The sequence below is a fragment of the Brucella sp. H1_1004 genome (genome assembly GCF_047308065.1).
GTDB classification, from domain to species: domain Bacteria; phylum Pseudomonadota; class Alphaproteobacteria; order Rhizobiales; family Rhizobiaceae; genus Brucella; species Brucella pseudogrignonensis_B.
On the sequence record NZ_JAYKZA010000002.1, the window covers coordinates 1,338,255 to 1,351,161 of the forward strand.

Consider the following 12,907-nt stretch of genomic DNA (forward strand, 5'->3'; position numbering starts at 1 on the left):
AAATGCTCTATAACGCGATCGTCTTCCTTCCGCTTATTGGCTTTCTTATTGCCGGACTTTTCGGCAATAAGATCGGTGCAAAGGCGAGTGAATATGTGACTTCCGGCCTGATGGTGATCGTTGCGATCCTGTCATGGGTCGTGTTCTTCAAAATTCCGCTCGGCCACGATGCCGAAACGGTTCGTATCCCTGTTCTTCACTGGGTCACGTCTGGTTCGCTGTCGTTTGATTGGGCTTTGCGCGTTGATACGCTGACTGGCGTTATGCTTGTCGTGGTCAACTCGGTGTCGGCTTTGGTGCATATATATTCGATCGGATATATGCATCACGATCCGCATCGTCCGCGCTTCTTCGCTTATCTTTCGCTCTTCACCTTTGCCATGCTTATGCTGGTTACGTCGGACAACCTGATCCAGATGTTCTTCGGCTGGGAAGGCGTGGGTCTTGCTTCTTACCTTCTGATCGGCTTCTGGTTCCAGAAGCCATCGGCAAATGCCGCTGCAATGAAGGCCTTCGTTGTCAACCGTGTTGGTGACTTTGGCTTTCTGCTCGGTATCTTTGGTCTGTTTGCGCTGTTCCAGACGGTTGATTACAACACGCTTTTTGCAGCCGCAGCAAACTACCTGCCAGCAGAAGGTGCTGCTGATACTGGTGCAGTCGTTCTCAACTTCCTCGGCTATGAACTGCACAAAGAAACCGCTCTGACGGTTGTCTGCCTGCTCTTGTTCATGGGCGCGATGGGTAAGTCGGCTCAGTTCCTGCTGCACACATGGTTGCCAGACGCTATGGAAGGCCCGACACCTGTTTCCGCACTTATTCATGCGGCAACGATGGTGACCGCGGGTGTGTTCCTGGTTGCGCGTATGTCGCCGGTCTTTGAACTTTCGCACACCGCACTTCTTATCGTGACGATCATCGGTGCAACGACAGCGTTCTTCGCTGCAACCGTTGCGCTTGTTCAGAACGACATCAAGCGCGTTATCGCTTACTCGACCTGTTCGCAGCTTGGTTACATGTTTGCGGCGCTTGGTGTTGGCGCTTACGGTGCTGCTGTATTCCACCTCTTCACGCACGCTTTCTTCAAGGCGCTTCTGTTCCTTTGCGCAGGCTCGGTTATCCATGCCGTTTCTGACGAGCAGGATATGCGTCGTATGGGGGGGCTGCGTAAGCTGATCCCAATCACCTACTGGATGATGATGATCGGTACTGTTGCTATTACAGGTCTCGGCGTTCCGGGCACGATCATCGGTACTGCTGGCTTCTTCTCGAAAGATGCCATCATCGAGTCGGTCTTCGCATCGCACAGCCTTGCTTCGGGTTACGCGTTCACGCTTCTGGTGGTTGCAGCTCTGTTTACGAGCTTCTACTCATGGCGTCTGATTTTCATGACATTCTATGGCAAGCCACGCGCTTCTGCTGAAGTCATGCATCACGTTCATGAATCGCCTCCGGTCATGCTCGTGCCGTTGTTCATCCTTGCTGTCGGCGCACTGTTTGCAGGTGTCGTGTTCAAGGAATACTTCTTCGGCCACGAATATGCTGAATTTTGGAAGGGCGCGCTCTTCACGTTGCCAAGCAACGAAATCCTGGAACATTATCACCATGTTCCGCTGTGGGTTAAGTTGTCGCCGTTCATCGCTATGCTGATCGGTCTGGTAATCGCTTGGATTTTCTATATCCGCGCACCACACATTCCGAAGGCACTCGCAGAGCGTCATCGCGGTCTGTACCAGTTCCTTCTCAACAAGTGGTATTTCGACGAACTTTACGACTTCATCTTCGTTCGTCCTGCACGTTGGCTCGGCCGCTTCTTCTGGAAGGTTGGCGACGGCAAGATTATCGACGGTTACGGTCCTAATGGTGTCGCTGCACGCGTTCTCGATGTTACAGATCGCGTTGTGAAGATGCAGTCGGGTTACCTTTATCATTACGCATTCGCGATGCTTATCGGCGTCGCCGCGCTCGTCACCTGGATGATGCTCGGGAGCTCTTTCTGATGACCGATTGGCCAATTCTTTCTACGGTCACATTTCTGCCGCTCGTCGGCGCCTTGTTGATCCTTCTCATCAAGGATGACAGCGAAGCCTCGCGTCGCAACATTAAGAATGTTGCGTTGCTGACCACGGTTTTCGTTTTCATTCTGTCACTGGTTATCTGGGCCGGGTTTGACAATTCAAATCCGGGCTTCCAGATGGTCGAACAGGTCGGCTGGCTCGGTGGAGGCATTTCCTACCACATGGGCGTTGACGGCATTTCCATGCTGTTTGTCGTGCTGTCTGCTTTCCTGATGCCATTCTGCATACTTGCGAGCTGGCTGGCTATCGAGAAGCGCGTCAAGGAATACATGATTGCGTTCCTTATTCTGGAAACGCTCATGATCGGCGTGTTCTGTGCGCTCGATCTGTTCCTGTTCTACGTGTTCTTTGAAGCAAGCCTTATTCCGATGTTCATCATCATCGGCGTATGGGGTGGCAAGCGCCGCGTTTATGCGAGCTTCAAGTTCTTCCTTTACACGCTGCTCGGCTCTGTGCTGATGCTGATCGCGATCATGGCAATGTACTGGCAGGCCGGTACGCTTAACATCGTCGAACTGCTAAAATACGACTTCCCAGCAGGTATGCAAACGTGGCTATGGCTGGCATTCTTCGCGTCCTTTGCCGTGAAGATGCCAATGTGGCCAGTGCATACATGGTTGCCGGATGCGCACGTTGAAGCACCGACAGCAGGTTCGGTCATTCTGGCGGGTATTCTTCTAAAGCTCGGTGGCTATGGCTTCCTGCGCTTCTCGCTGCCGATGTTCCCACTCGCTTCTGCCGATTTCGCTCCGTTCGTCTTTGCACTCTCAGCAATTGCTATCGTCTACACCTCGCTTGTTGCGTTGGTGCAGGAAGATATCAAGAAGCTGATTGCTTATTCGTCGGTTGCGCATATGGGCTATGTGACCATGGGTATTTTTGCCGCCAACGAACAGGGCGTGCAGGGTGCAATCTTCCAGATGCTCTCACATGGTATTGTTTCGGGCGCACTCTTCCTTTGCGTTGGCGTGATCTATGATCGCATGCATACCCGTGAAATTTCGGCCTTTGGCGGTCTCGTAAACCGGATGCCGAAATATGCCGTGGCTTTCCTCATCCTGACGATGGCGAATGTCGGTCTTCCGGGTACGTCTGGCTTTATCGGTGAATTCCTCACGCTGTTCGGTGTCTTCCGCGTCAATACGTGGGTAGCGCTGTTCGCAACATCGGGTGTGATCCTGTCGGCAGCCTATGCGCTCTGGCTCTATCGCAACGTGGTGTTTGGTGCGCTGACCAAGGAAAGCCTCAAGAGCATTCTTGATCTCACCCCGCGTGAGAAGGTGATCCTGTATCCGCTTGTGGCTCTCACTATCTTCTTCGGTGTGTATCCGGTTCCGGTCTTCGATGCGACCGCGAGCGCCGTGCATGCACTGGTTACCAATTATGACGCAGCGCTGGCAAATGCCGCTAGCGCTACGCTGGCGCAGTAAGTAAAGGCGTAGGCTTGATGCAAACCGACCTGATTGCTTCCCTGTCTCTCGCAGCTCCCGAGGTTCTCCTCGCGCTGAGCGGACTGGCATTGCTCATGATCGGCGTGTTCTCCGGAGAGCGCGCCTCAACCATCGTCAATGGCCTTGCTGTTGCTGTTTTGATTGCAGCACTCGCATTGATCGTTATCTTCCCCCACAATGGCAGCGCTTTTGGCGGCGCCTTTGTCAACGATGCGTTTGCACGCTTTATGAAGGTGCTGACACTGATCGGCTCCATCGTGGCGCTGATCATGTCGGTTGGCTTTGCGCGTGAAGAGAAATTCGACAAGTTCGAATTCCCTGTACTGATCGTGTTGTCCACGCTTGGCATGCTCATCATGGTGTCGGCATCGAACATGCTGACACTCTATATGGGCCTCGAATTGCAGTCGCTCGCACTCTACGTGCTTGCAGCCTTCAATCGTGACAGCGTTCGTTCGACAGAAGCTGGTCTGAAATACTTCGTTCTTGGCGCTTTGTCGTCGGGTATGCTGCTCTATGGTATCAGCCTTGTTTATGGCTACACCGGCCACATCGGCTTTGCCGAAATCGCAACCGCTGTTTCCGGTGGTGAGCGTCAGCTTGGTCTGGTGTTCGGTCTGGTCTTCATTCTGGCCGGCCTCTGCTTCAAGATTTCTGCTGTCCCATTCCATATGTGGACGCCAGACGTCTATGAAGGTTCGCCAACGCCAGTAACCGCGTTCTTTGCTGCCGCTCCTAAGATGGCTGCAATGGCTCTGATCGTTCGTGTCGTGGAAGGTGCATTCGCTCCTGTCACGCAAGACTGGCAGCAGATCATCACTTTCGTTGCAATCGCTTCGATGGTGCTGGGTGCCTTTGCCGCCATCGGCCAGCGTAATATCAAGCGCCTGATGGCATACTCGTCGATCAGCCACATGGGCTATGCCCTTGTCGGTCTGGCTGCCGGTACGGTTGTCGGCGTCAAGGGTGTTGCTCTTTACATGGCGATCTATCTTGTCATGACGCTCGGTAGCTTTGCCTTCATCCTGTCCATGCGGACCAAGGAAGGCAATGTCGAGAAGATCGATGATCTCGCAGGCCTGTCGCGCAGCAATCCGGTAATGGCCGTTATCATGACGATCATGCTGTTCTCGCTTGCTGGTATTCCGCCGCTCGCTGGCTTCTTCGGTAAGTGGTACACCTTCGTTGCAGCCGTTGAAGTGGGTCTTTATCCGCTGGCAATCATCGGTATTGTGGCATCGGTTGTGGGCGCGTTCTATTACCTGCGCATGATCAAGATCATGTGGTTCGATGAGCCGGTAACGACGTTCGTTCCGGCAGCAATTGAGCTGCGTCTCGTACTGCTCGTTTCTGGTGCCTTCGTTCTGTTCTATGGACTGATCGGCGGCTGGCTCGGTGGTTTGGCTGAAACTGCAGCCAAGACATTCTTCTGAGCATGACAATGAATAAGGCCGCAGGTGATGGCAATCGTTTCACGCTGGCACCTGCGGCTTTAGCAGACGGATATCGACTGGAGTTTTTGCCAGTTGTTGGTTCTACCAATGCAGAGGCGCTTTCACAGGCTAATGCCGGTGATGCTGGGCGCCTCTGGACCGTTTCTCCCAAGCAGGAGAGCGGACGAGGGCGACGTGGCCGTGCATGGTCCGCGCCTGAAGGTAATCTTGCAGCAACCCTGCTGCTGGTTGATCGTTTTGATCCCAAAACTGCCGCTACTTTAGGTTTTGTCGCGGGTTTAGCACTTGCTGACGCTGTTGACGCGGTTTTGCCGCCGGCCGTTGCTTCAAAAGTCAATGTTGCACTCAAATGGCCGAATGATGTTCTGGTCGATGGTGCAAAGCTTTCCGGCATTCTTCTCGAATCCACATTGCTGTCTGATGGACGCTTTGGAATAGCGGTCGGAATGGGCACCAATGTCGTAGCCGCACCCGAAGGCCTGCCATATGCCGCAACCTCAATCAATGGATTGGGCGGTAATACGGATGCAGCCACGCTATTTCTGGCGCTGTCCGATGCATGGTGCCACTATCACCGTATCTGGGATCAGGGGCGAGGCCTCAACACGATCCGCGAGTTTTGGCTGAAGCGCGCCCATGGTTTGGGGCAGCCTGTAGCTATGCAGTTGAATGGCAGGATCGTTGAAGGCGTGTTTGAAACTATCGATTCGGATTGCCGTCTCGTCATCCGCGAGGATGATGGAACACGCGTGCCGGTGACGGCGGGCGACGTCTATTTTGGAACGGCTGCATCGGTCAAAGCTGGTTCTTGATCGAATATATGTGAACAATCGGCCTTTCAATCTGCTGTTACGGGCTTGCAAACTATCGATAGTAGGTCCAACAGGGGCATAATAAATTCTAATTGGAGCGCATCCCGAAAGGTGTGAAACGGCTTTCGGATAAGATGCGTGTTGAAAAACCTTTTGGAGCGCCGATCTGATCGCGTCAGATTAAGATGCGCTTTAAATAACAGGGAGGCATTATGCCCCGCTCAACACAGACGCAATTTGTCTTCCTGCCATTGGGTGGTGTCGGCGAAATCGGCATGAACCTCGCCATGTATGGCTATGGTCCGGAAAACAATCGCGAATGGATCGTGGTTGATATGGGCGTGAGCTTTGCTGGTCCTGAACATCCCGGCGCTGATCTTATCCTGCCGGACATCCGCTTTCTGGAAGCTGAAAAACATAATCTGCGCGGTATTATTATTACCCACGCGCATGAAGACCACTATGGTGCGCTGCTTGATCTTTGGCCGCGTCTCAAAGCGCCTGTTTACGCAACTCCATTTACTGCTGGCTTGCTTGAAGCCAAGTGCCATTCAGAAATTCGCGCCCCTGAAATTCCGATTACAGTTTTCAAGGCGGGCGAGACTTTCGAAGTCGGTCCTTTCAAGCTTGAGGCGATTGCCGTTACGCACTCGATCCCCGAACCTGTTTCGCTGGCGATTACCACGCCGCTTGGCACAGTTGTTCATACAGGCGATTGGAAGATGGACCCCGATCCGTCGATGGGGCCGCTGATTGACGAAGCACGCTTCCGCGCAATCGGCGATCAGGGCGTTCTGGCGCTCGTCTGTGACTCCACCAATGCGATGCGCGAAGGTGAATCGCCTTCTGAGCGTGAAGTGGGCGAAAGTCTGCGCGAACTTATCGAGAAGGCTCGCGGTCGCGTGGCGATCACAACCTTCTCGTCCAATGTTGGTCGTATTCGCTCGATCGCCGAAGCCGCACGCGATGCGGGCCGCCAGGTGCTGGTGGTTGGGCGCTCGATGAAGCGCACAATCGCTGTTGCGGCTGAGCTTGGCTACATGGAAGGACTACCAGAATTCCTGAGCGAAGATGATTACGGCTATATTCCGCGAGAAAATGTCGTGATGATCCTCACGGGCAGTCAGGGTGAACCGCGAGCCGCACTCGCCAAACTTGCGCGTGATGAAATGCGAAGCATTGCGCTTTCAGCTGGTGACACGGTCATTTTCTCATCGCGTCCAATTCCGGGCAACGAGAAGGCCATTCTTGATATCAAGAACAAGCTGATCGATCAGGGCATCAAGCTGATCAGCGATGATGATGCGCTTGTGCATGTTTCGGGCCATCCGCGCCGCAGTGAATTGAAGCGCATGTATTCATGGGTGCGTCCGCGCATTCTCGTGCCTGTTCATGGCGAAGCAGCGCATCTTGTCGCTCAGGGTTCGCTTGGCGCTATGGAAGGCATCGAAGAGATCGCACAGGTGCGCGATGGCGATATGCTGCGTCTTGCTCCCGGCAAGGCTGAAATTATCGATGAAGCTCCGGTTGGCCGTATCTACAAAGACGGCAAGCTGATCGGTGACGAAGACGAAATCGGCATGGTTGAGCGTCGTAAGCTTGCCTATGTCGGCCACGTTGCCGTTTCCGTTCTACTCGACCGTGATTTCAAGATCATGGACGAACCTGATCTGGTCGCTTTTGGCTTGCCGGAAGAAGACGGGCAGGGTGATCTCATGGAAGATATTCTGCTTGATGCCGCTATTGAGGCCATCGACAGCATTCCGCGCGCGCGCCGTAAAGACCTCGAAGTGGTTCGTGAGTCCGTTCGTCGTGCTGTTCGCGCTGCGACAAATGAAGCATGGGGCAAAAAGCCGGTAGTGACGGTGTTCATCAACCGGATAAAGTAAATCTGTTTTCTGGAGGAGGAAATAGATGCTTGAACGCCTGAACCATGTTGCAATTGCGGTTCCTGATATTCGGGTCGCTTCTGCGCTTTACAGCGGCCAGTTGGGTGCAAAAGTAACAGCACCCGAGGCTTTGCCGGATCATGGCGTTACGGTGGTTTTTATCGATGTTGGAAACACCAAGATCGAACTGCTGGAACCATTGGGCGAGGGGTCGCCCATTGCAAGTTTCCTTGAAAAGAACCCTTCGGGCGGGATGCATCATCTTTGCTACGAGGTCTCAGATATCATTGCTGCGCGTGATCACCTGAAGGCGGAAGGCGCGCGTGTTCTTGGTAATGGCGAACCGAAGATCGGCGCACATGGAAAGCCGGTCCTTTTTCTGCACCCTAAGGATTTCAACGGAACATTGATCGAGCTTGAGGAGGCGTGAGATGACCATCGTTTCCGGCATCGCGATGTATTTTATATTCTGGTGGGTCACATTGTTTGCGCTGTTGCCCGTGGGACTACGCACACAAGCGGAGGAAAATGATGTGACATTGGGCACCGTCGCCAGTGCGCCAGCAAAACCACGCATCGGACGCGCTTTTCTTCGCACAACTGTCGTAGCGTCCGCCATTTTCGGCCTCTATTATTATCTGACGCAGGTGCAAGGCTTTGGTCTTGATGATATTCCGCATTTCTTTCCCGATCTGAAATAACAGCAGAAACCTCCCTCTTCATTTTATTGAATTCTAATCTCGTGCCTAATTTTTAGGCGCCAGATTGATAGGGGGCATTTCTATAAGAAAAACGCTTGATCTTGCGTGAATCTAAAACTGATCAATTCAGTATAACTATTTGAATCTATTTAAAATTAGAGATTCGATATATCGGATTTCGATGTGAAATTCGGAACGCTATTTCACGACCATAATGTAATGCTGGCACGGTCATCGCAAAAAATACGCACAATCAAAAAATATAATAATATCAATGAACTGTTTGGAAGTTGTCGCTTGCTATTGGTAAAGCCAAAAAAAAAGCAAGGCTTTCGCCTTGCTAGTCGAATACGCGTTCGACCCGTTTCCATTTTACCGGCGGCAGCGACATATCGCGCCTGGATCCATCCTCCCAAGACTTTGACCGCGTTAAACAACGGTTATTTCCGCTGTCATGCTTATTGATGAAAAAAATAGCGGACTGCACAGCTTTTGTCACCAAAAATCTTTCAGTACGTCATATTTCCTTCGCAATTTTTACTCGAATGATATGCCAACTATATAAAACATTGAAATTTAATATGAATCTAAACCCTACTGTTTTGATGTCTATTTCAGGGCTCGATGGATGATTGTTGTGGGCCATAAAAAAACTTGGTTAGCAAACAGTAAAGGGGCGGGTTTTCAACCGCGGTATAACCCGTTATGAAACCGACAGATTTGCTTAATTTTTGCCTGATTCTCCATGCATTTGGTTGTTGTTCAGGTAATCTCTCTCTTGATCGGTGGTCACGATGCGTCTGTCGCAGTATTTTTTGCCCATTCTGAAGGAAACCCCAAAAGAGGCTGAAATTGTCTCTCACAGGTTGATGCTGCGCGCGGGCATGATCCGTCAGCAGTCGGCAGGCATCTATTCATGGCTTCCGCTTGGTCTGAAAGTGCTCAACAAGGTCTGTGACATCATTCGTGAAGAGCAGAACCGCGCTGGCGCAAATGAAATCCTTATGCCAACGATCCAGTCCGCCGAACTGTGGCGTGAAAGCGGTCGCTATGATGCATATGGCAAGGAAATGCTACGCATTCAGGACCGTCAGGAGCGCGAAATGCTCTTCGGACCGACTAATGAGGAAATGGTCACGGATATTTTCCGTTCTTATGTGCGCTCTTACAAAGACCTGCCGCTCAACCTCTACCATATTCAGTGGAAGTTCCGCGATGAAGTGCGTCCGCGTTTCGGCGTGATGCGCTCACGTGAATTCTTGATGAAAGATGCCTATTCGTTCGACCTCGATTACAAGGGCGCGAAGATGGCTTACTACCGCATGTTCGTGTCTTATCTGCGCACGTTCGCCCGCGTTGGTCTGCAGGCGATCCCTATGCGCGCTGATACTGGCCCAATTGGCGGTGATCTTTCGCACGAATTCATCATTCTTGCTGAAACAGGCGAAAGCCAGGTCTATTGCGATAAAGCCTATCTCAATTTGGCCGTCCCGGGCGCAGACACCGATTTCCGCAATGACGAGCAGCTTACGGACATCGTCAATCGCTGGACGACGCCTTATGCGGCAACCGACGAAATGCACGACGAAGCCGATTGGTCAGCGGTGAAAGCCGATGATCAGGTTTCGGCGCGCGGTATTGAAGTTGGTCATATCTTCCATTTTGGCACAAAATATTCGGAAGCCATGGGTGCAAAGGTGCAGGGACCGGATGGCAAAGACCATTTTGTTTCGATGGGTTCTTATGGGATTGGGCCATCGCGTCTGGTCGCCGCTGCGATTGAAGCTTTCCATGACGAAGCTGGCATCATCTGGCCAAAGTCGATTGCGCCATTCGGTGTGGGCATTATCAACATGAAGGCAGGCGATGAAGCTTGTGATGGCGTGAGCGAACAGCTCTACACCGCCTTTACAAATGCTGGCCTTGATCCGCTGCTGGACGATACAGACAACCGTGCTGGTTCCAAGTTTGCGACCATGGATCTGATTGGTTTGCCTTATCAGGTGATCGTTGGTCCACGTGGCGTTGCTGCTGGCGAAGTTGAAGTTAAAGACCGCAAGACTGGTGAACGTCAGAACCTTACCATCGAAGCAGCAATCAACCTATTGACGGCTTAAATATGAGCAGTGCGGCGGCAGTAAAATCTGACGGCAAGCAGAAGGCACCTAATAAAGCGCCTTCATCGGGCCCATTTTCAGCTTATGAGCGGATGATCGCATGGCGCTATCTGCGTGCGCGCCGCCGCGAAACGTTTATTTCGGTTATTGCTGGTTTTTCCTTCACTGGGATAATGCTCGGCGTGGCTACGCTCATCATCGTTATGGCGGTGATGAACGGTTTTCGCGCTGAGCTTCTGAACAGAATTCTTGGGATCAACGGTCATCTCATTATGCAGCCAATAGATCGGCCGCTCGATGATTATGCAAGCCTGATCACACGCATCGATGGCATTTCGGGTGTGAAATTCGCCATTCCTGTGGTGGAAGGTCAGGCTCTGGTGCAGGGCAATATCGGTGCTGGAACCGGTGCTCTTGTTCGCGGTCTTCGTGAGGAAGATCTCGCCAAGCTCAAGCTGGTTTCCGATAATATCAAGCAGGGCACCCTGCAGGGGTTTGATCAGAGCGGTGGCGTGGCCATTGGCACACGTATGGCTGAAAATCTTGGCCTTTCCATCGGCGATACGCTGCGCGTTATCTCCCCTGATGGCGATGTGACGCCCTTTGGTGTTAATCCGCGCGTCAAGGCCTATCCGATTGTTGCAATCTTCGAGATCGGCATGTCGGAATATGACGCATCTATTGTTATGATGCCGCTGACCGAGGCGCAGCTTTTCTTCAATCAGGAAGACAAGGTGCAATCGCTAGAAATCTTTGTCGATAATCCAGACAAGGTTGACGCCATGCGCGCGCCTGTGGAGGAGGTCGCAGCTCGCCAGATTTCTATGGTCGATTGGCGTCAGCGTAATCAAACGTTTTTCTCTGCCTTGCAAGTCGAGCGCAACGTCATGTTTATGATCCTGACGTTGATTGTGCTTGTGGCAGCGCTCAACATCATATCCGGTCTTATCATGCTGGTGAAGGATAAAGGGCGCGATATCGCGATCCTGCGAACCATGGGCGCAACGCGTGGCGCCGTCATGCGTATATTCCTGATGACAGGTGCCGCCATTGGTGTGACTGGCACATTGGCTGGTGTCGTTCTCGGTGTTGTCGTTTGCCTCAATGTCGAGCGCATTCGCCAGTTCTTCTCATGGCTTTCGGGAACAACCCTGTTCAATCCGGAACTTTATTTCCTGAGCACGCTGCCTGCGAAAATGGATGTTGGTGAAACATTGTCTGTCATTGCGATGGCATTGGTTCTTTCTTTTATCGCCACCATTTTGCCAGCATGGCGCGCTGCCAAGCTCGATCCGGTCGAAGCACTGAGGTATGAATAATGGCGGCTGAAGTCATTCTGCGTCTGGAAAATGTTAGCCGTGCTTATAAAGAAGCTGATCGTGAACTCGTTATTCTGAACGAGGCGAACTTCACGCTGCATCGCGGCGAAATGGTGGCCCTCGTCGCCCCATCGGGTGCAGGTAAGTCAACACTGCTTCATACTGCTGGGTTGCTTGAACGCCCGGACAGTGGCGATGTCATTCTTGATGGCCGTTCATGCGGATCCTTGTCGGAGGACGAGCGCACGGCAGTTCGTCGCAATGATGTCGGCTTTGTCTATCAGTTCCACCATCTCCTGCCGGAGTTTTCCGCTTTGGAAAACGTGATGATGCCGCAGATGATCCGTGGCCTGGCACAGAAGGCCGCAACCGTTCGCGCACAGCAGTTGCTTGATTACATGAAGATCGGTAAGCGTGCTTCGCACCGCCCGTCAGAGCTTTCTGGTGGTGAGCAACAGCGCGTGGCCATTGCGCGTGCGGTGGCCAATGCGCCGCTCGTATTGTTGGCTGATGAGCCGACAGGCAATCTCGATCCGACAACATCGTCGTATGTTTTCGGCGCACTTGAAGCACTGGTTCGTCAGTCTGGATTGGCCGCGATGATTGCAACGCATAATCATGAGTTGGCTCGTCGCATGGACCGGCGTGTAACCTTGAAAGACGGCAAGGTCGTAGACCTCTAAGGGTCGTATCGTTAGGCGCTTATAATCGGCGCTCTGATACAGCTGAAAGCTTTGTCTGCTTGTTATTTATACAACGCCGGTGGTCATCCCACCGGCGTTTGTTGTTTATATTTCATAAACCTTAAATAGCGGTCGGCCTCAATAACAGTGTTGACTTTAGAACAAAAATGGAACAAAAAATAAACATACGTGAACAAAGAGGAGTTATCCATATGACCGATCTCGTCTACGACGTTTTATCTTTCGTCTCCGTCAGCCTGTTCGTTGCGACTTTCGCTATTTGGGTGAGTGCAATCTGAAAATGTGAAACGGGTTCTTCTGTGAACCCGATTGATAGTAACGAAGCAACTCTGGACATCGTTACCGTATTCCCCGAAACTACGCTGATGGGCGTTAAGAGTCGCCC

The 12,907-nt window shown here is 52.2% G+C and carries 10 protein-coding genes; all 10 read left to right on the forward strand.

Going from position 1 to position 12,907, the window contains the following annotated elements; all coding sequences use genetic code 11:
- Positions 1-2 precede the first annotated feature (2 nt).
- Positions 3-1,997 (forward strand): NADH-quinone oxidoreductase subunit L, encoded by a 1,995-nt coding sequence (gene nuoL / locus U2P60_RS13770; RefSeq protein ID WP_413573040.1) that lies wholly within the window; start codon positions 3-5, stop codon positions 1,995-1,997.
- Entirely contained in the window at positions 1,997-3,505 is a 1,509-nt protein-coding gene (locus U2P60_RS13775) for an NADH-quinone oxidoreductase subunit M (protein ID WP_313828370.1), read from the forward strand. Before nuoL ends, U2P60_RS13775 begins: the two co-directional genes overlap by 1 nt.
- A gap of 17 nt (positions 3,506-3,522) precedes the next feature.
- Positions 3,523-4,959 (forward strand): NADH-quinone oxidoreductase subunit NuoN, encoded by a 1,437-nt coding sequence (gene nuoN / locus U2P60_RS13780; protein ID WP_413573041.1) that lies wholly within the window; start codon positions 3,523-3,525, stop codon positions 4,957-4,959.
- Between the two features lie 8 nt (positions 4,960-4,967).
- The gene (locus tag U2P60_RS13785) at positions 4,968-5,792 is read left to right on the forward strand and encodes a biotin--[acetyl-CoA-carboxylase] ligase (RefSeq protein ID WP_413573042.1); all 825 of its coding nucleotides are present in this window, start codon (positions 4,968-4,970) and stop codon (positions 5,790-5,792) included.
- 212 nt (positions 5,793-6,004) lie between these two features.
- Positions 6,005-7,681 (forward strand): ribonuclease J, encoded by a 1,677-nt coding sequence (locus U2P60_RS13790; RefSeq protein ID WP_413573043.1) that lies wholly within the window; start codon positions 6,005-6,007, stop codon positions 7,679-7,681.
- Positions 7,682-7,706: 25 nt separating this feature from the next.
- The gene (gene mce / locus U2P60_RS13795) at positions 7,707-8,111 is read left to right on the forward strand and encodes a methylmalonyl-CoA epimerase (RefSeq protein ID WP_313828374.1); all 405 of its coding nucleotides are present in this window, start codon (positions 7,707-7,709) and stop codon (positions 8,109-8,111) included.
- 1 nt (position 8,112) lies between these two features.
- Complete coding sequence (locus U2P60_RS13800; protein ID WP_310010418.1) at positions 8,113-8,382, forward strand: DUF1467 family protein; 270 nt, start codon at positions 8,113-8,115, stop codon at positions 8,380-8,382.
- Between the two features lie 794 nt (positions 8,383-9,176).
- Positions 9,177-10,499, forward strand: a complete 1,323-nt coding sequence (gene proS / locus U2P60_RS13805; RefSeq protein ID WP_413573044.1) for a proline--tRNA ligase — start codon at positions 9,177-9,179, stop codon at positions 10,497-10,499.
- 2 nt (positions 10,500-10,501) lie between these two features.
- A complete protein-coding gene (locus U2P60_RS13810) occupies positions 10,502-11,818 on the forward strand; it encodes a lipoprotein-releasing ABC transporter permease subunit (protein ID WP_310010415.1) in 1,317 nt (438 codons plus the stop codon).
- Positions 11,818-12,501: an ABC transporter ATP-binding protein gene (locus U2P60_RS13815; RefSeq protein WP_413573045.1), complete on the forward strand. Its 684-nt coding sequence runs from the start codon at positions 11,818-11,820 to the stop codon at positions 12,499-12,501. The genes U2P60_RS13810 and U2P60_RS13815 overlap by 1 nt, the downstream gene beginning before the upstream one ends.
- Positions 12,502-12,907 lie beyond the last annotated feature (406 nt).

What these genes read in the sequence shown, in the direction of transcription:
- nuoL (WP_413573040.1), top strand. Translation starts at nt 3, where the DNA reads ATGCTCTATAACGCGATCGTCTTCCTTCCGCTTATTGGCTTTCTTATT.
- U2P60_RS13775 (WP_313828370.1), top strand. Translation starts at nt 1,997, where the DNA reads ATGACCGATTGGCCAATTCTTTCTACGGTCACATTTCTGCCGCTCGTC.
- nuoN (WP_413573041.1), top strand. Translation starts at nt 3,523, where the DNA reads ATGCAAACCGACCTGATTGCTTCCCTGTCTCTCGCAGCTCCCGAGGTT.
- U2P60_RS13785 (WP_413573042.1), top strand. Translation starts at nt 4,968, where the DNA reads ATGAATAAGGCCGCAGGTGATGGCAATCGTTTCACGCTGGCACCTGCG.
- U2P60_RS13790 (WP_413573043.1), top strand. Translation starts at nt 6,005, where the DNA reads ATGCCCCGCTCAACACAGACGCAATTTGTCTTCCTGCCATTGGGTGGT.
- mce (WP_313828374.1), top strand. Translation starts at nt 7,707, where the DNA reads ATGCTTGAACGCCTGAACCATGTTGCAATTGCGGTTCCTGATATTCGG.
- U2P60_RS13800 (WP_310010418.1), top strand. Translation starts at nt 8,113, where the DNA reads ATGACCATCGTTTCCGGCATCGCGATGTATTTTATATTCTGGTGGGTC.
- proS (WP_413573044.1), top strand. Translation starts at nt 9,177, where the DNA reads ATGCGTCTGTCGCAGTATTTTTTGCCCATTCTGAAGGAAACCCCAAAA.
- U2P60_RS13810 (WP_310010415.1), top strand. Translation starts at nt 10,502, where the DNA reads ATGAGCAGTGCGGCGGCAGTAAAATCTGACGGCAAGCAGAAGGCACCT.
- U2P60_RS13815 (WP_413573045.1), top strand. Translation starts at nt 11,818, where the DNA reads ATGGCGGCTGAAGTCATTCTGCGTCTGGAAAATGTTAGCCGTGCTTAT.